Annotated in this window: 18 protein-coding genes; 15 read left to right on the top strand and 3 right to left on the bottom strand. The window is 54.1% G+C overall.

All coding sequences use genetic code 11. The features are described 5' to 3' along the window. The first annotated feature begins 77 nt into the window (after nucleotides 1-77). Nucleotides 78-3,089, top strand: a complete 3,012-nt coding sequence (locus tag Ga0123462_RS02325; protein ID WP_100264820.1) for a PAS domain S-box protein — start codon at nucleotides 78-80, stop codon at nucleotides 3,087-3,089. A 20-nt stretch (nucleotides 3,090-3,109) separates the two neighbouring features. Here the strand turns inward: Ga0123462_RS02325 and Ga0123462_RS02320 are convergent, their stop codons facing one another. Then, complete coding sequence (locus Ga0123462_RS02320; RefSeq protein ID WP_100264819.1) at nucleotides 3,110-3,907, bottom strand: ferritin-like domain-containing protein; 798 nt, start codon at nucleotides 3,905-3,907, stop codon at nucleotides 3,110-3,112. Between the two features lie 40 nt (nucleotides 3,908-3,947). Between Ga0123462_RS02320 and hflD the strand changes: the two genes are divergently transcribed. From hflD to Ga0123462_RS02300, 4 genes are all read left to right on the top strand, one after another. Beyond that, complete coding sequence (gene hflD / locus Ga0123462_RS02315) at nucleotides 3,948-4,613, top strand: high frequency lysogenization protein HflD (protein WP_198507370.1); 666 nt, start codon at nucleotides 3,948-3,950, stop codon at nucleotides 4,611-4,613. A 93-nt stretch (nucleotides 4,614-4,706) separates the two neighbouring features. Next, on the top strand, nucleotides 4,707-4,961 hold the full coding sequence (locus Ga0123462_RS02310; RefSeq protein ID WP_100264817.1) for a hypothetical protein: 255 nt from the start codon (nucleotides 4,707-4,709) through the stop codon (nucleotides 4,959-4,961). Then, nucleotides 4,958-5,611, top strand: coding sequence for an OmpA family protein (locus Ga0123462_RS02305; protein WP_100264816.1), 654 nt, complete (start codon nucleotides 4,958-4,960; stop codon nucleotides 5,609-5,611). Before Ga0123462_RS02310 ends, Ga0123462_RS02305 begins: the two co-directional genes overlap by 4 nt. Before the next feature lie 108 nt (nucleotides 5,612-5,719). Next, on the top strand, nucleotides 5,720-7,237 hold the full coding sequence (locus Ga0123462_RS02300) for a SulP family inorganic anion transporter (RefSeq protein WP_100264815.1): 1,518 nt from the start codon (nucleotides 5,720-5,722) through the stop codon (nucleotides 7,235-7,237). Between the two features lie 21 nt (nucleotides 7,238-7,258). On the opposite strand, the gene Ga0123462_RS11685 is transcribed toward Ga0123462_RS02300, so the two are convergent. Next, the gene (locus Ga0123462_RS11685) at nucleotides 7,259-8,074 is read right to left on the bottom strand and encodes an SPOR domain-containing protein (protein ID WP_198507369.1); all 816 of its coding nucleotides are present in this window, start codon (nucleotides 8,072-8,074) and stop codon (nucleotides 7,259-7,261) included. A 129-nt stretch (nucleotides 8,075-8,203) separates the two neighbouring features. Beyond that, nucleotides 8,204-10,165, bottom strand: a complete 1,962-nt coding sequence (locus tag Ga0123462_RS02290) for a penicillin-binding protein activator (protein WP_100264813.1) — start codon at nucleotides 10,163-10,165, stop codon at nucleotides 8,204-8,206. Here Ga0123462_RS02290 and rsmI point away from each other — a divergent pair. From rsmI to Ga0123462_RS02240, 10 genes are all read left to right on the top strand, one after another. Next, complete coding sequence (rsmI, locus tag Ga0123462_RS02285; protein ID WP_100264812.1) at nucleotides 10,164-11,021, top strand: 16S rRNA (cytidine(1402)-2'-O)-methyltransferase; 858 nt, start codon at nucleotides 10,164-10,166, stop codon at nucleotides 11,019-11,021. The two genes, Ga0123462_RS02290 and rsmI, sit on opposite strands and share 2 nt — an antisense overlap. After that, nucleotides 11,018-11,380 (top strand): YraN family protein, encoded by a 363-nt coding sequence (locus tag Ga0123462_RS02280; protein ID WP_100264811.1) that lies wholly within the window; start codon nucleotides 11,018-11,020, stop codon nucleotides 11,378-11,380. Before rsmI ends, Ga0123462_RS02280 begins: the two co-directional genes overlap by 4 nt. Further along, nucleotides 11,380-11,967, top strand: coding sequence for a D-sedoheptulose-7-phosphate isomerase (locus Ga0123462_RS02275; RefSeq protein ID WP_232726531.1), 588 nt, complete (start codon nucleotides 11,380-11,382; stop codon nucleotides 11,965-11,967). The genes Ga0123462_RS02280 and Ga0123462_RS02275 overlap by 1 nt, the downstream gene beginning before the upstream one ends. After that, nucleotides 11,964-12,917 (top strand): GSU2086 family protein, encoded by a 954-nt coding sequence (locus Ga0123462_RS02270; protein ID WP_100264810.1) that lies wholly within the window; start codon nucleotides 11,964-11,966, stop codon nucleotides 12,915-12,917. The genes Ga0123462_RS02275 and Ga0123462_RS02270 overlap by 4 nt, the downstream gene beginning before the upstream one ends. Before the next feature lie 72 nt (nucleotides 12,918-12,989). Beyond that, nucleotides 12,990-13,526: a BON domain-containing protein gene (locus Ga0123462_RS02265; RefSeq protein ID WP_232726528.1), complete on the top strand. Its 537-nt coding sequence runs from the start codon at nucleotides 12,990-12,992 to the stop codon at nucleotides 13,524-13,526. Next, nucleotides 13,523-13,996, top strand: coding sequence for a D-glycero-beta-D-manno-heptose 1-phosphate adenylyltransferase (gene rfaE2 / locus Ga0123462_RS02260; protein WP_100264808.1), 474 nt, complete (start codon nucleotides 13,523-13,525; stop codon nucleotides 13,994-13,996). The genes Ga0123462_RS02265 and rfaE2 overlap by 4 nt, the downstream gene beginning before the upstream one ends. A 76-nt stretch (nucleotides 13,997-14,072) precedes the next feature. Continuing rightward, nucleotides 14,073-15,077, top strand: a complete 1,005-nt coding sequence (locus Ga0123462_RS02255) for a 4-phosphoerythronate dehydrogenase (protein WP_232726526.1) — start codon at nucleotides 14,073-14,075, stop codon at nucleotides 15,075-15,077. 174 nt (nucleotides 15,078-15,251) lie between these two features. Next, entirely contained in the window at nucleotides 15,252-15,791 is a 540-nt protein-coding gene (gene orn, locus Ga0123462_RS02250) for an oligoribonuclease (RefSeq protein ID WP_100264807.1), read from the top strand. Between the two features lie 94 nt (nucleotides 15,792-15,885). Continuing rightward, entirely contained in the window at nucleotides 15,886-17,322 is a 1,437-nt protein-coding gene (locus Ga0123462_RS02245; protein WP_100264806.1) for an OmpA family protein, read from the top strand. A gap of 87 nt (nucleotides 17,323-17,409) precedes the next feature. Continuing rightward, nucleotides 17,410-17,622 carry an acetyltransferase gene (locus Ga0123462_RS02240; RefSeq protein ID WP_100264805.1) on the top strand — a complete coding sequence of 71 codons (213 nt, stop codon included), beginning with the start codon at nucleotides 17,410-17,412 and terminating at the stop codon, nucleotides 17,620-17,622. Nucleotides 17,623-17,639 lie beyond the last annotated feature (17 nt).

The following is a 17,639-nucleotide window of genomic DNA, read 5'->3' as shown; positions in this document are numbered from 1 at the left end:
TGGCCGCCATATATGATCGCCATTTATGCCTGCACGGTAGGTAGCCAAAACAGAGAGAACGATGCTAAGCTCAAGCCATGGTAAGTTCGGACTCCAACGGACATCGTCAAAGTGCCGCCTTTTCCCTGTCAGGGAGAACCATCCGCTACTTTTTACTTACCTTCTTCCCCATTGCAATGCTAATTGCTGCTGTTGGTTTTTCGATCTACTACCTAGAGGCAAAAAACAGGGTAAAGGTTCTGATTGAGCAAAATCGCAGCATGATCGAACGGCAGAGGGAGGCGATCATCCATGACTTCGATTTAATCCTCTCGGATGTGGTCTATCTTGCTGCACAAAGTGAGTTATCAGACGCCTTTGGCGAAAGAGGGCCGGAAGCGCTTGAGGATATTGCCCATGAATACATGGTTTTTTCCCAGTCAAAGAAGATTTACGATCAGGTGCGGTTCATCGACAACGAGGGCATGGAGCGCATTCGTATTAATTTCAATGATGGTCTTGCGTCTGTTGTTCCTGCGGAACAGCTGCAATCCAAACAGAATCGATACTATTTCACTAAAGCGATAAACCTCAAGCCGGGCGAAGTCTATATTTCCAGGTTTGATCTCAATATGGAACATGGTGAGGTTGAGGTTCCGCACAAGCCGATGATCCGCTTTTCCGCACCGGTGTTCACAGAAGATGGCAGCCGCCTCGGAATTGTAGTGGTGAACTATCTGGGAAACCAATTGCTGGAACACTTCGTCAAAATCCATGCCCGCAATCCCCATCTCAGCCATCTGGTCGACAGCAACGGTTACTGGCTGCACAGTAATCCGCACGGTCTCGCATGGGGCTTTATGTTCAAGGATAGGCGTGATGTGCGCTTCCAGAGAGATCATCCCGAAGCGTGGCGTGAAATATCCAGTAAGCTTCGGGGTCACATTGAGAACAAGATGGGCGTCTACTGTTACTCCACCGTAGACATATTTTCCGATGAAGAAAAGAACCCCGAATCGCGCTACAAGTCTGATACCGGCAACTGGAAGATTATCGCCTATAACCCGACAGCCGAAATCGAGGCCATGCTTGCCAGCACGCGACATAGAACCTTTTTATGGGGTGGTGTTGCACTGCTGATAGCTGCATTTATCTCCTTGGCTCTTGCTAGGGCGGTGTCGAGAAGAATTGACGCCGAGAGAGCCGCTTACCTGTCTGAGATCAGGATAAACGAAGCTGTTCGCATAGCACTGGACAGCGTCATCTCTATCGACCATGAGGGGCGTATCATTGAGTTCAACAAGGCCGCTGAAGATACATTCGGCTACAGAAAAGAGGAGATCATCGGCCAAACCATACAGGAGAGTATTATTCCGGACCGCTTCAGAGCAAAACATCTGCGGGGTATGCGGAAACACCTTGATGCCGAGAAGCCATTGGCAATCAACAAGCGCATTGAAGCCATGGCCCAGCACAGGGATGGCCATGAGTTCCCGATTGAACTCTCAATCTCTCCCATTAAAACTGAAGATAGCCCCATATTCACAGCCTTTATCCGCGACCTGAGCGAAAAGAGGCAGAGTGAGGAAAAGATCCTCAAGCTGTCGAAAGCGATCGAGCATGCCGGTGAGTCGATCATGATTACCGACAAAGATGGAAGTATCGAGTATGTGAACCCGGCCTTCTGCAAGATAACCGGCTTCTCTGTAGATGAGGCGATCGGCAATAACCCAAGGATCCTGAACAGTGGCGAGCACCCTGCCGAATATTTTCAGGAGATGTGGGATACAATTCTGGGCAGGAAAACCTGGCAAAGAAGAATCGTGGTCAAACGCAAAGAGGGCAGCCAATTCCCGGCGATCCTGACCATCTCGCCGATTTTCGACAGTGAGGGCAACATCAGCCACTTCGTTGGCCTCCATCAAAGTATCGAGGATTATGAAGCACTGGAAGAGCGGTTCCATCAGGCGCAGAAAATGGAAGCGATCGGTACGCTGGTGGGTGGCATCGCCCACGACTTCAATAACACACTGGCAGGCATCACAGGCAATCTTTACCTGCTCAAGAAAAAGACGAAAGTGCAGCCTGAGATCATCAAACGGCTTGAAACCATCGAAAACCTCTCCTTCAGGGCCTCGGACATGATCCAGCAGTTGCTTTCGTTTTCGCGACGAACCATCGTACAGATGAAACCTCTGAACCTGCCGCCTTTTATCAAGGAGACGGCCAAGCTGCATAAAGTTTCGATCCCTGAAAACATCACCCTTGAATATCAGGTGGGCAGTGAGGCCATCTATGTCAGGGCGGATCTGAACCAGTTGCAACAGGTGATGGTTAACCTTCTCAACAATGCCCGTGATGCCGTTCAGGACAGGGATGATCCGCGAATCACCATCTCCCTGAAGAGATACTCTGCTTCAAAGGCTTTCAGACATGAGCACCCTGAAGTTGATACGCAGGATTTCGCGCTGATCTCTGTTGCCGATAACGGCTCCGGAATAAACGAGAATGATCTTGATCTCATCTTTGACCCCTTCTTTACCACCAAAGACGTTGGCAAAGGTACGGGCCTGGGACTGTCGATGGTCTATGGCACCGTTCAGACACATGGTGGCGTGATCACGGTCAAATCGAAGACCGGCAAAGGAAGCCGCTTTGACATCTATCTCCCGGTCGTTGATTCCGAACCGGCTGAACAGCATGCGCAAAGCGGCCACGAGCCCTCTATCGAAAAAGGTGAGGGTGAAACGATCCTGGTGGTCGATGACGACGAAGTGTTGATTACAACGGTGCAAGAAATAGTGGAGGGCATGGGCTACCGTGTTCTCACTGCGAACAATGGTATTGAAGCCGTTGAACTGTTCCGCTCCCATAACCGGACGATCAGACTGGTTGTTCTTGATCTGGTAATGCCGAGGCTTGGCGGCGTCGAAGCTCTGCTTGAGATGCGCAAGATTGATCCCGATATCCCATGCATATTCACCACCGGCTACGACCAACAGAAAGTGATGAATACTGAGAAAGTCAACGGTGTCGAGGTTCTGCGCAAGCCCTATGAGGTAACTGAACTAGGCCGTCTTATCAGTGAAAAACTCAAAAAAGGCCAGTGATAACAACCCTTATCCCCAGTTTATTGTTCGCCAATCAACATCGCCAGTTCGCTTTCAGAGAATCCCGCCCGCTCGCGTGCATCAATATTGAACGGGCCAAACAGACCCTTTGGATAGTGTTTCTCCAGCAGCTGTAAAAAGTATGGAACCGGCTCCAACCCCCGTTCCCGGCAGAGGTGGCGATACCAGCGATTGCCTATTGCCACATGGCCGATCTCATCACGCAGGATCACGTCGAGAATCGTGGCCGCATTCTCATCTCCGGCCTGGATCAGTTTCTCCTGAATGCCGGGGGTCACATCCAGTCCGCGTGCCTCAAGCACACGCGGCACCAGCGCCATGCGGGCCAATACATCGTAAGCCGTTTTTTCGCACATCTCCCACAGTCCTCCATGCGCGACAAAATCACCGTAATCGGCCCCCAGATGGCGCATATGGGCACGGATCAATTCGAAATGGTAGGCCTCTTCATGCGCCACGCGCAGCCAGTCGCTGTAGAACTCCTCTGGCATTCCGGCAAATCGCTGCACGGCATCAAGCGCCAGATTGATGGCGTTAAACTCGATGTGGGCAATGGCATGCATCATGATCGCACGACCCTGGGTGGTGCCGAAACCGCGCCGAGGCACCCTGCTCGCCTTGATCATCTCCGGACGTTCCGGCCTTCCGGGTGACTCCACTGCGGGAGCACTCCACAGCCGATCCAGCGCTATATCTTCAGACAACCACAGGCTATTCAGCTGCCTTACTGCAGAAAGTTTATCATCAACATTGCTTATCAGCAGGCAGTGTTGCGCCGCTGCTCTTAATTCATTCATCTCTTGAGAAACTCCGCTTCAAACTCCAGCATATCAAACCATGTCCACCGCAGCACATTCCACACACACGTCGCCAATGCATAACCGCGCCATCGCACTTGCAGCACTCACGCAGGCGGTCTATCTGGTCGACGCCATTGCCCGCAAAGGCCTGGCCGATGCGGAGGATAGCAGAGCATTGATCGAAAGTATTTTCATCAAAAGCGAGGAATACACCTCTCCTGCCGATATTTACGGCAGCCTGAACCAGCTGCGCACCGGCATCAGGGTAAGTCGTGAAATCCTCGTCGGCAGGGCCATCCCGCAAAGCAAAATTCTGATGAGCTACTGCGCCGGCCTTCTCACCATTGAACAGCGGCTGAACAAGGATAGTGCGCTACGGGGCAGGCTGGCCGAGGGTATGATACGCATTGACAAACAGAGGCACTATTTCGGAAGCGCCTCACACCCCAGCGTAATTGCTGCCATTGCCGACCTTTACGGGGAGACGATCAGTACGATGAAACCGCGCATTATCGTGCGCGGCAAAACCGAACATCTCAGCCAGAGCGAAAATACCCGCCGGGTACGTACCCTGCTGATGGCCGGATTGCGCGCAGCACACATCTGGCGTAACAATGGCGGCGGACATCTGACACTGCTGTTCAGAAGAAAGGGGCTGTTACGCGAACTGGATCAGCTGCAGGACTCCACTTCACGCATTTGACCCGTTTTTCTCCAGCAACGCGTATATTTTCCCCTTATGAAGATCAAATTATCTGCTAAGCTAGAGTTATCTCTGAAGGAGGAGGTTGAAATAATGAAAAAAATTCTACTCTTATTTTCACTGCTTGCTTTTGCTATGCCTGCACAGGCCGGCATGTTCACAAGCATCGAAGATCGGGCCCAGCAGCTGAGATCACAGCTGGAAGGAAACAACAGCTACCATGCGCATCTGGCACGGGAGCTGACCAAGGTGGCACTTGAAGAAAAAGCACAGCACGACACCAGTGTTGCCAAAGAGTTTATGCGGATGGCTGAAGATCATGCATCTCAGGCTGGGGGTGCACAATGATTATGCGTCTGACAATACTCATCGCGTCCATCTCACTGGCCGCGTGCGCGTCTCATACCAATGTTGATATCGATGAACTGGCTGAAGCAAGGGCTGCCATTGCTGCAGCCAAGGATGCCGGAGCCGAACAGTGCGCACCCGCACTGCAAGCCAAAGCAGTAGCCTATCTCTACTGGACAGCCCATGAAATCAACGAGCATGGATACCACCCGGAAGAGACTGCAGAGCTTAAGGCAAAAACGCTGTCGCTGGCCAACGAGGCACGCAAACAGAGCGGTGTAAACTGCGCTCCTCCTGCTCCAGTCGTTGTCGAAATCATCAAGCTGGACGGTATCAACTTTGAGCACAACAGTGCCGATCTGACTGCTGCATCGACTGCAACCCTCGATAAAGCAGTTGCAACACTGAACAGGCGCTCCGAGATCAATGTTGAAGTTGCGGCACATACCGACAGCTCAGGCAGTGATGCATACAACCAGGCGCTCTCTGATCGTCGTGCAGCCAGTGTGATGGATTATCTGGCAGGTCACGGCATCAGCACCAACAGGCTGAGTTCGAAAGGCTACGGTGAGTCCCAGCCGATTGTCGGCAACGACACAGCGGAAGGTCGGGCCAAAAACCGTCGTGTTGAACTGCGTGTCATGAAATAACCGATCTTATTTATAGTTCGGCAATATCTACGGGTCGCCTCTGGCGGCCCGTATTTTTTGCACTCCGGTTATTAGCGGCTAGAGTGCCGCTCCCCAAGGAGTCACCCCATGTTTCAGCTCTATTACGATCACGCCGCAAAAGCCAAGGATGATATCCTCTCCGGCCTTACCGTAGCCCTCGCTCTGGTTCCGGAAGCGGTCGCCTTTGCATTTGTTGCCGGTGTGCATCCGCTGGTAGGCCTTTATGCGGCGTTCATGGTCGGCCTGATCACTTCACTGATCGGTGGTCGCCCCGGCATGATCTCAGGTGCAACAGGCGCGCTGGCCGTGGTGATGGTAGCACTGGTTGCCCAGCACGGCGTTGAGTATCTCTTTGCCACGGTAGTACTGATGGGAGTGATCCAGATTGGTGCCGGCCTGCTGAAGCTGGGTAAATTTATCCGCATGGTTCCCTACCCCGTCCTGCTCGGATTCGTGAACGGTCTGGCCATTGTCATCTTTCTGGCTCAGCTCAAACAGTTCCAGACCCCTGAGGGCGAATGGATGAGCGGCTCCCCGCTCTACATCATGGCCGGGCTTATCCTGCTGACCATGTTGATCATGCATTTCCTGCCCAAGCTCACGCGCGCAGTGCCATCTGGCCTTGCCGCCATTGTGGTCATTTCAGTGATCGTGATCTTCGGAGGCCTGGACACGAAATCGGTCGGCGATATCGCCAGTATCGGAGGCGGATTTCCGCCGTTCCATATTCCGGAAATCCCGCTGAACTTCGAGACCCTGCAGATCATCTTCCCCTATGCCGTGATCCTTGCCGCCATCGGCCTGATCGAATCGCTGCTGACCATGAGTGTGATTGATGAGATGACCGGCACGCGCGGCCACGGTAATCGCGTCTGCATCGGTCAGGGCGCCTCCAACCTCGTCTCCGGATTCTTCGGCACCATGGGTGGCTGTGCGATGATCGGACAGAGCATGATCAACATCTCATCCGGCGGCCTGCGAAACCTTTCCGGCATCGCAGCGGCCCTGTTCCTGCTCAGCTTTATCCTCTTCGCATCACCTCTGATTGAGATGATCCCTGTAGCCGCACTTGTCGGCATCATGTTCATGGTGGTGATCGGCACTTTCGAGTGGGGCAGTTTCAACCTTCTGAACAAGATTCCGCGCGAGGACTCCTTTGTCGGCATTCTGGTTGCCGTGGTCACCGTTTTCACAGATCTGGCTATTGCCGTGGTCGTCGGTGTGATCGCTACCGCCCTGATCTTCGCATGGAAACAGGCGCGCCACATCTATGCCGACACCCATATCAACGAAGCAGGCAGCAAGATTTATGTCGTCCACGGCCCGCTCTTCTTCGCATCAGTCCATCGCTTCAATGAGCTCTTCGATATCAAAAACGATCCTGAAGATGTAATCATTGACTTCGCCTACTCCCGTGTTGCCGACCACTCGGCAATTGAGACGATCGATTCTCTGGCCGACAAATACACGCAAGAGGGCAAAACGCTTCACCTGCGCCATCTGAGCATCGAGTGCAAAGAGCTGCTGGAGAGAGCCGGTGACCTCGTCGAGGTGAACATCAAGGAAGATCCGCACTACCATGTCGCCGACGACAAACTGGCCTAGCCTGCCTCTGCGCCATATGACCTATTTCGGGTAGCGGTTAATCCAGGCATCTTTATAGGCGCTGTTACGACCCAGACTGGCACGCACCTCATCTGCAGCCTTCCTGCTCTCAAGGTTGGCGATGCGAACCCGGTGATAGAGCTGTTTTCCTACCATGATCTGTACGGTCTCGGCATCCAAGCCATTTGACTTTAACTGATCGACAAAAGCCTGAGCGGACAAAGGATCAGTCACTGAAACCAGATTAACCGCCCATGCAGCCTGATCGGACTGGTTGCCAGTTGTTTCGGCGGCCACGGGTTCAGCGGCCACGGGTTCAGCGGCCACGGGTTCAGCGGCCACGGGTTCAGCGGCCACGGGTTCAGCGGCCACGGGTTCGGCTGTCACAGGTTCGGCTGTCACAGGTTCGGCTGTCACAGGTTCGGCTGTCACAGGTTCGGCTGTCACAGGTTCGGCTGTCACAGGTTCGGCTGCCACGGCTTCGGCTGCCACGGCTTCGGCGGCCACGGATTCGGCTGCCACGGATTCGGCTGCCACGGGTTCGGCTGCCTCGGGTTCGGCGGTCACGGGTTCATCTGCCACGGGTTCAATGACTATCGCTTGATCTACGCCGGAAAAAGCAGGGGCAACCGGAGGATGATATGTTCGTTCAACCTCGCCAACCGAACCGGAAATGGGCCGCTTTGCCGGCTCTTCCTGAGTCATCCAGAGATAACCCGCTAATGCGGCCGCAATGACCAGAAAACCTATGGTCAGGTAGAGGTCCTTTTTGCGCTCCTGTTCATAATAGACCTTTTCAAGGTTCACAGTTTCTGTTGCGGACAGCTTGTCTTTCATGGCTTCACCCGTGTCATCAATGTGATTCAATGACTGAATCCCTTTCCCGGGAACAAGTTATAGATCATTAATATCATTTTCACAACATGACGGCATGAAAATGGGCGACCTGTTTTCGTCTGGATGAATTTATCCTGCAGGAACGATCTCGCCACCCTTGATTCTGAAGATGTCGAGCTGCTTCTGGCCGATGCCGGATTCATCAAAGCGGACATGGCCGGTCATGGCAGGAAAACCCTCTTCATTGTGCAGTTCACGGCCAAGTTCGGATTTTGACAGCCCCAGGCGACTGGTCATTACCACAGCGATACGCATCGTATCATAAGCCAGAGCCATCAGCTCCGAAGTACGGTCACTGCCCCAGGCTTCCCGGTGCGCGAAGCGGAACCGGCGAAGTGAGGCATCATCAGAACCCTGAAGCTCAGCAGATGTGGTTGAAGCTGCAAAACGGGCCCTGGAGAGATAGCGCCCGCGATCATCCATCAGGTGCCCATCCTGCCAACGGCTGCTGCCATAAATCGGCACACCGCTGATATCTGCATAGGCAAGCTGCCCGGCAAGCAGTGACACCTGCCTACCCTCAAGTGCCAGGTAGACTGCATCAAAACCGACCGGCACGCGCATCTCCATATCCATCTTTGGCAGGAACACGCTCAGCTCCTCATCCAGCTCGGCCAGGATCTGATCATCGTCAGTTGCAAGGCGAAGCTCCCTTAGCCTGCCGCGCTGGTCCATGACCCGCGTATCAAGTCGCAGGGTGTGGAGCACTTCGCCGCCCAGCGCCTCAAATGATGAACTGAACATCTCCGCTTCAGACTGCTCTGCAGAGGAGTCGGTAATCACCACCATGCGCCGTGCTTCATGCTGCCATGCATAGTTGGCCATCACATAGACCTGGGCGAGAGGTGAAAGGGTATGGATAAACAGGGAACCGGAGCGTTTGGCAAGGTCGATTCGGCCGGTCAGGCTGATGACAGGCAAGCCCGATTTCAGATGCGGCACCAGCGCCTCGGTGGTATCAGAGAGCAGCGGGCCGATAATCATATTTACAGATTCATCAGCCAGCCTTTTGTACGCCGCCACTGCGGCATCGGACTCCCCTTTCGTATCCTCAACCCGCAGGGTAATAAAGGCGTCTGATCCGACATCAGAAAGAGCAATTCGCAGGCCGCGCAGCGCCTCCTGACCGTATCGGGCATAGGGGCCGGAAAGTGGCAGTAGCACACCAATCGTTGCAGCCCGGAACTCGCCGGATGCCCATGCCCGCAATTGCGATACAACGGCGTGATTCGGCATGGTTGCCGAAAGAAGGTCGGCGATACGACTTACGCCTGCACGATCCCCTGTCATCAGATAAGCGCGTCCGGCATGAAGATCGAACAGCGGCATTAATTCAGCGGAGAGCGAGCCATCACGGTGCATCTCTTCAATCGTTTCCAGTGAAGCCCGTCGGGCTGCCATTCGCAGCCAGCTGTCCCGACCGCCCTGATCAACATCGGCAGCTATCAGGAACCAGCTTACCGCCACGCGCTCAGGCGCTTCCCGGGTAATGGACGGAGCTATATCGAAGATCTCATCTGCCAACTCGCGCGTCAGCCGCTTGTGCTGAAGCGACCACTTCATCCGCTCCAGTGCCCGTCCGGACTCATCCTGTGTGAGCCACCATTTTGCAACCCAAAACGATGCATAAGGAACAAGAGCATGTTCCGGATAGCGTTTCATAACAGCATGCAGTGCATCTGATGCGCCCGGCCTCTGTTTTTCGAGCATCAGCTGCACCTTGCGAAAGGCCGCCTCCTCGCGAATGGGTACTTCCGCATCACGACTGAGTCGATCGAGTTCGGCCAGAATGCGCTCAAGGTCTCCCCCTGCCCGGGCCTGCTGCATCAATGTCTGGATCTCGGCCGCACTCTGCGGCGCTTCAAGCAGCACCCTTGCAGCGGGTCGCTCCTTCATGACACCCCCCTGCTTCGGTCCACAGGCGCTGAGCAGAAGCAGTGTACAGGCAGCGGCAACCAACAGTTTAATCCATCCAGAGGATGAGGCCGCCATTGCAGCATCAGGGTGAGAGCGATAACGTTTCCAGAACATGGAATCGCAAACTAACCGTCAAACCGCTACAGGCCAACTATTCGTCGTTGCCACCCCTATCGGCAATCTGGGTGACATTACCTTCCGGGCTGTCGAAGTCCTGAAAAATGTTGATCTTATCGCAGCCGAGGATACCCGCACCAGCCGCAAACTGTTGCAGCACTGCGGCATCTCAACGCCGATGATGGCGCTGCACGAACACAACGAAGAACAGGCAGCAAAAAAGCTGCTGTCCCGGCTTCTGCAGGGTGAAAGCATTGCCCTGATCTCCGATGCCGGGACACCGCTGATCAGCGATCCGGGCTACCATCTGGTCCGCAAACTGCGCAGCGAAGGCATCCGCATCACGCCGATTCCAGGTGCCAGCAGTGTGTTGGCCGGGCTCTGTGCGGCTGGACTCCCCACCGACCATTTCCGCTTTGAAGGCTTTCTGCCGCGTAGCGGCTCATCGAGAACAACTGCACTACAGAGGCTTGCTGCGTCGAACGAAACCAATGTAATTCTTGAGTCCCCCCACCGCCTGCTAAAAAGCCTGAAGGATTTAATGCCTCTTCTGGAGGAGCAGCGCGAACTGGTAGTGGCCCGCGAACTGACCAAACTGCATGAGGAGTTTGTATCCGGCTCGGCAGGCAGGCTGATCGAACATTTTTCTGAACGTGCACCGCGCGGAGAGATTGTACTGATGATCGGTCCTGCCCTGCCGAAAAACCGGGGAGACATTACCGATTCCGAAATCCACAGCCTTCTGGAAACAGAAGCCATGCAGACCCTTGCACCCTCGGCCAGAGCCAAAGCTGTGGCCAGAGAGCTCGGCATAAGCAAATCCCGGGTCTATGACCTGATCACCGGACAATGAGCACAGCGCAGGGGCGATGTGGAGAAGATGCTGCGGCCCGCTATCTGGCCCGTCGCGGATACAAGATACTGGATCGCAACGTGCGCATCGGACGCGGCGAGCTCGACATTGTTGCAGGCTCAGAATCCCTGCTGCTGTTTGTAGAGGTAAAGGCGCACAAAACAAGAGAGTCAGGACTACTCGCGGTGGATGAGGACAAGTGCACACGCCTCTACTCTGCGGCTGAAGCCTGGCTGGTCCGGCATCCGCAATATTCCGGTTTGCAATGCCGCTTTGATTTAATGATCGTCACCCCTAGGATAGGCTTACCCGGCTGGGTGCCGCCACACATCGAGCACATGAAGGATATCATTAACTGATGAAACCAGAACTGATTAACCAGGCCATGACAGATGGCATCGCACTACGCAGGCAGTGTACGGAAACGTTGACCGAAGTACTGCTGGAAGCTGCCGGTGCGGTTGTCGATTGCCTCAAGAGCGGCGGCAAGATTCTCGCATGCGGCAATGGCGGCTCTGCAGCCGATGCCCAGCATTTCGCAGCAGAACTGGTCAACCGCTTTGAAATTAACCGGAAGGGGCTGCCGGCTGTTGCCCTGACCCATGATGCTTCGGTAATCACCAGTATTGCCAACGACTTTTCATTTGACCGTGTCTTCTCAAGGCAGGTAGAGGCGCTCGGCAAATCCGGCGACCTGCTTCTTGCCATCTCAACCAGTGGCACCTCAAACAACATTACAGCCGCAGCTGATGCCGCAGCCGCTATAGGCATGAAGACCATTGCCCTGACCGGGCGCGATGGCGGTGATCTGGGTCGCAGCAGCAGCGTAAACGTTCATATTAACATCCCGCACAGCGCCACACCACGAATCCAGGAGATGCATATCACCTGCCTTCACATTCTCTGCTCCCTCGTTGATGACCATATGTTCGGAGAAAAACCATGACCGTAAAACCGCTCTCGTTCGCCAAAATGAAACCCGTACCCATTGCCAAACGCAAAGTGGAGAGTGACGGCATGGATTTTGCCGCCCCATACCGTGCCGGGAGCGGATTTGAGAGCTTCCTGTGCAGCCTGCCGAATCTGGGCTGTGCTGCAGACCTGTTTCGGCTTCGTGATGCCATTGTAACCGCACACAGACACAAGAAGCAGGTGATCCTGGCTTGTGGCGGCCATGTGCTTGAATCCGGATTGGGGCCACTGATCTGCCGACTCATTGAGCAGCGCATCATCACTGGCCTTGCCCTTACCGGTGCGGCACTGGAGCAGGATGTCGAGATTGCCATACTCGGCCACACGGTTGCCCCGAGCGAACGCGAGCTCAATGATGGCCGTTACTGCCTGACCGAAGAGACCGGTTGCCTGATCAATGATGCCATCAACTACGGCACCACTGAGAACTGGGGAATTGGGAAAAGTGTCGGCAAACGGCTTCTCGAATCAGAGTTCGAACACCTTGAATACTCGGTGATTGCAACAGCTGAACGTTACGGTACCCCAGTCTCTGTTCACCCTGCGATTGGTGCCGATGCGTTCGGCATGCACCCTGCCTCGCATGGTGAATCGCTTGGCGCCTCGAGCTTCAGAGACTTCCGGCTGCTTGCCGGCATGCTTGCCGAATGCAGCAGCGGTGTAATCGTCAACATTGCCTCGAGCGTCGTCATGCCTCGTGTGCTGCTGCAGGCTCTCGATGCCGCCCGCAACGTCGGTAAAAGCGTTGGGAATGTAACCACAGCGATCATTGACCCGGCAGCCAGTTCATCCGCCATTACTGATGTCATTGAACGGCTGACCCGTCCCGATGGCGAGGGTTATTGGCTGACCGGACCTGATGAAATCATTGTACCCCTGCTCTTCGCCTCGGTGCTGGAAGCACTTGGTGATGAAGTCGGGTGACCACCTATATCCATAATCATATTTCAAGGAGTATACATGTTTAATCTGCGCCTTATTTTTACAGTAATAGTGATGTTTTCACTGACAGGTTGCTTTACAGCTGTTGTCGGAGGCACTGCCGTAGCAACCAATTCAATCCATGATGAGCGCAAGATTGGCACCCAGTTTGATGATGCCGCACTCACCGCCAAAATCGATGCGCGCCTGATTGCTGAAAAGGATATGCCGTCGCGCTGGGTCAGCGTGCAGGTGATTGAAGGCAATGCCACATTGACCGGCCATCTGCCCAGTCAGTCACATATTGACCGGGCCCTCTATATCACCAAGTCCATAGACGGTGTTCGCTCAGTGCGCTCAGAGTTGCTGATTGGAGAGCCTGCAATCAAAAGCATGGTGAGCGACACATGGATCACCACCAAGGTCAAGACGATGCTATTGAACGACGAGCAGGTTTCCGGCCTCACCATCAAGGTGGAAACAGTTGAGGGCAAGGTCTATCTGCAGGGCATTGTTGAGGACTTTGTACAGCGCCAACGTGCCAAGGATCTGACCAACGCGGTTGATGGCGTCACTGCCATTATCGACCTGATGCAAATCGCGCAGAAGTGAACCACGCTGTCGAATGGCAAGCGGCTCGCACCCTGGTTGAACAGTGGCATGCGACAGGCAAAACCGTCGTATTCACAAACGGCTGTTTCGACCTGCTTCATCCGGGCCATATCGACTATCTGAATAAAGCCAGGGCATTGGGTGATGCCCTGATTGTGGGTCTGAATGACGACGACTCCATCACCCGCCTGAAAGGCCCAACCCGCCCGATCAACCCGCTGGCCGACAGGCAGGTGATGCTTGCGGCATTAAAGGCAGTCGATCTGGTTGTGCCGTTTGAAGAGGATACCCCGCTTGAACTGATCAGGCTGCTTCTGCCGGACATGCTCGTAAAAGGCGGTGATTACCAGCCGGATGAGATCGTCGGCGCCAGAGAGGTGCGTGAGAACGGTGGCCATGTCACTGTCATCGATTTTGTCGATGGCCATTCAACCACAGCCCTGATCAGGCGCATTCAGCAGGTCGGATAAATCTGCACAGCAATCAGACGCCTTCAGCCCCTAAAAAATCACTTGATGCAACTCTCTTAACCGTCAGCCTTGATCCATGTCCAGTCCGCTGAAAATTGTCGCCGATGCTCACATCTGGGGGGTCAGGTCCGCCTTCACGCAACTGAACGGATTAAACAGCGAACTCACAGTTCTTGAGAACCGGGATATTACCCGCGAAAAGCTGCTGAACACCGACATCCTGCTCACCCGCTCCTCCACCAGAGTGAATGCGGAACTGCTGCAGGGAACACCTGTTCGCTTTGCCGCCACGGCAACCATAGGCGATGATCACTTCGATAAGAGATGGCTTGATGCCAACGGCATCACGTGGGCCAATGCAGCCGGCTCATCCACCGGCTCGGTTATCGAGTATATGGTGACACTCCTTCTCTACCTGCATCAACAAGGTCGCATCTCCATCCCATCAACCACCATTGGCATTGTCGGGGCAGGTCGAATCGGATCTGCTTTGGGCAAAGTATGCGAGGCAATCGGCATGAAGGTGCTGCTGAATGATCCTCCGCGGATGCGGATTGAGGGAGATGCAGACTTCTCAAGCCTGGATGGAGTTCTTGAAAGGGCCGACCTGATCTCTCTGCATACGCCGATGATCAACACCGGTGAAGATACCACCTGGCATCTTATCAACTCGGGGGTCCTGGACCGCTTTCAGGGGAATGGTCTGATCAATGCAGCTCGCGGTGGCTGTGTAGACAATGCAGCCCTGCTCAGATGGCTGGATGGCGATGCTTCACGCTTTGCTGCACTCGACTGCTGGGAGTTTGAGCCCTCCCCCATGCAATCGCTTATAAAACATCCGCAAATGGCTGTTGCCACACCCCATATCGCCGGCCATTCACTCGACGGTAAGGCCGCCAACACCCTGTATGTCTATCGCGCCCTCTGCCGCTTTCTGAGTATCGAGGCCGACTGGGACATGCTGCTTCAGCTCCCCCCCCGCCGGCTCCCCTTGGCATCGAAGCGGGAGAGGAAGTATGGGACACCCTCTTTCAAGCGGCCACTCGGCTATATCCGCTTCCTGAAGACCATGCCATCATGAAGTCGTGGTCGAAAATTCCAGCCTCAGAGCTGGCAAATGCATTCACCGGCTATCGCAGAAATTATCCGGAAAGACGCGCCTGGTCTCACTGCCCAGTCCGGTTTAACAGCGCCAACAATGAGCTGCTGCAATTTGCACATGCGTTCAGCATGCAAATTGTCTAAAGTAGGGGCTATGACAGTAAATCGAAGTAATCTGGTCTGGATGGATCTTGAGATGAGCGGCCTTGACCCTGATCGCGAAACCATTCTTGAGATCGCTACCATTATTACCGACGGTGATCTCAATATCATCGCCGAGGGACCGAGTATCGTGATTCATCAACCCGATGAGGTACTCGACAACATGGATGAGTGGTGCACCCAGCATCATGCCCAGTCCGGGTTGACCGCCAATGTACGCAATTCCCTGATAAGCATGCGGGAAGCGGAGCGGCAGACGCTCAGATTTATCAAAAAATATGTGCCTGAAAAAACATCACCGCTTTGCGGCAACTCCATCCATCAGGACCGGCGCTTTCTTGTCCGATACATGCAGGAGCTGGAGGCATTTGTTCACTACCGTAATATTGATGTAAGTACGATCAAAGAGCTGGCCAGGCGCTGGTATCCGAATATACAGGCACCCATCAAACAGGCCGAACATCTGGCACTCGCAGATGTTCGAGAATCAATCAGGGAAATGGCTTTCTACCGCGACAAATTATTCCGCTGATTTGTGCCAGTCATCACATAATCCGCGAATAGCATCTGGATGATCCCCGCTTCATAATTCCCGGCATACCCATATGCCGGCAGAGGAGTAGCAGATGCAGTTGCGTCCCTATCTAACGGTTTTACTTTCACTTTCATTTCTGGCCTTCAGCAGCCCCGTTCAAGCCGCCCCAATGGATGATGCCAAATCCGCAATCGGTGAGGCTGAGGCACTTCGTGCCGCTGAATTTGCACCCGAACATTACAATGCCGCCACTGGCAAGCTGGCCGAAGCTGAAAGCCTTCTCAATGCACGTAAAGACACATCTGAGGTGGTGCGTCTGCTTCATGAAGCAACGCTCGATGCCTTGCAGGCTGCCGAACTCTCACAACAGTTTACCAGCAACTTCCCCGAACTTGTCGAGTCACGCGATCGTCTATCTCTGGCTGGTGACGAATATGTACGCGGTGATTTAGGTGAACGTTCCGAGAAAGAGTTTGCAGGTGTGGTCGCCTCAGCAGAAGAGGGAAACATCAGCACTGCGCACCGTAAAGAAAAGATTGCGCTGGGAACCTTTCATGCAGCGCAGGTCGTGGCGGCTCGCGAACAGTTTGTGCGTCCCATCTCCAAGGCAGTAGCTGAGGCCAGAAGAAACAAGGCTCGCGACTATTCCCCCAAAGCGATGAATGAGGCCATCCAGACACAGTCAATGGTGGAGAAGCTCATCAAGGAAAACCCGAATGCCCAGAGTGAAGCTTACAGCCTCTCTCAGAAGGGTCAGTATCTGGGTAACCATGCCATCCGGGTTTCCGGGCTTGGCATGAAATTCAGCAGCAATCCATCTTCGGTTGAATCCTGGGTTGATGCCAGTGATGCACGCATGACGACCCTGGCCAACACCCTCGGACTGAAGCTGGATCGCTCCCAGAGCCCGGATGTGCAGCTGGCACTGCTAAAACAGGCCATTGAAGAGATGCAGGCCGAGCATAAAGCTCAAATCGCTGACGCTGACAAACAGGTGCGCGAGTTGGGTGACAAACTGGCAAAATATGAAGGCGAACTCTCCGATATGGCTGAAGTACGCCGTAAACTGCAGCTCAAGCGTGAGGCTGAAGCGAAAATCAAGCAACTGACCAAACTTTTTGATCCGGAAGCTGTTGAGATTCTGCTTACCCCCGATGCCGACGTTATCCTGCGCATGAAGAAACTGAACTTCCTCAGCGGCAGTGCGGTCATTCCACCGGCAGGTTATCCTCTGCTGGACAATGCCATCAAATCAATCGAACTGTTCGCCGGTCGAAAGGTGCGCGTAGAGGGGCATACCGACTTCATTGGCAACAACGACTACAACCAGAAACTCTCCGAGCGACGTGCCAAAGCTGTAGAAGAGTATCTGAAGCTTCAGATGAGTGCTGAGGGTGATGTAATCACAGCTATTGGTCACGGTGAGGAGAAGCCGATCGCCAACAATGAAACTGCAGCAGGGCGCACCAAAAACCGTCGCATCGACATCGTTCTGATTGCCCCTCCTGCAGTGCCCGGAAACGATTAAGTGGACCCGTCTGCTGGCAAAATTATTAGCTATCGCCTATACTAGTAATACAGTTAGATGACTGAATGATACCCACAGGAGGCTGATATGTTTCTAAGGAATGTTAGTAATGGCGATCTGGCTCAGGTGTTAAAACAGGGCGAGTTGACTGATCCCAACTCAACATCAGTCACTGTTCGCTATCATGCTGGTGAAGAGGCGGGCGATCCTGTCAGTGTCGAAAAATCCGGTCTGGTCTTCCCATCCGGCGAGGCACTACCGAAATGCTGGCTTGATGCGCACTACAGAGTCAGCTTCTAAACAGTTTACGAGGGCCC

The organism is Mariprofundus ferrinatatus (assembly GCF_002795825.1).
Taxonomy (GTDB): Bacteria; Pseudomonadota; Zetaproteobacteria; order Mariprofundales; family Mariprofundaceae; genus Mariprofundus; species Mariprofundus ferrinatatus.
Note: the sequence above shows the minus strand (reverse complement) of the source record. Positions and strands in the feature narration are given on the sequence as shown.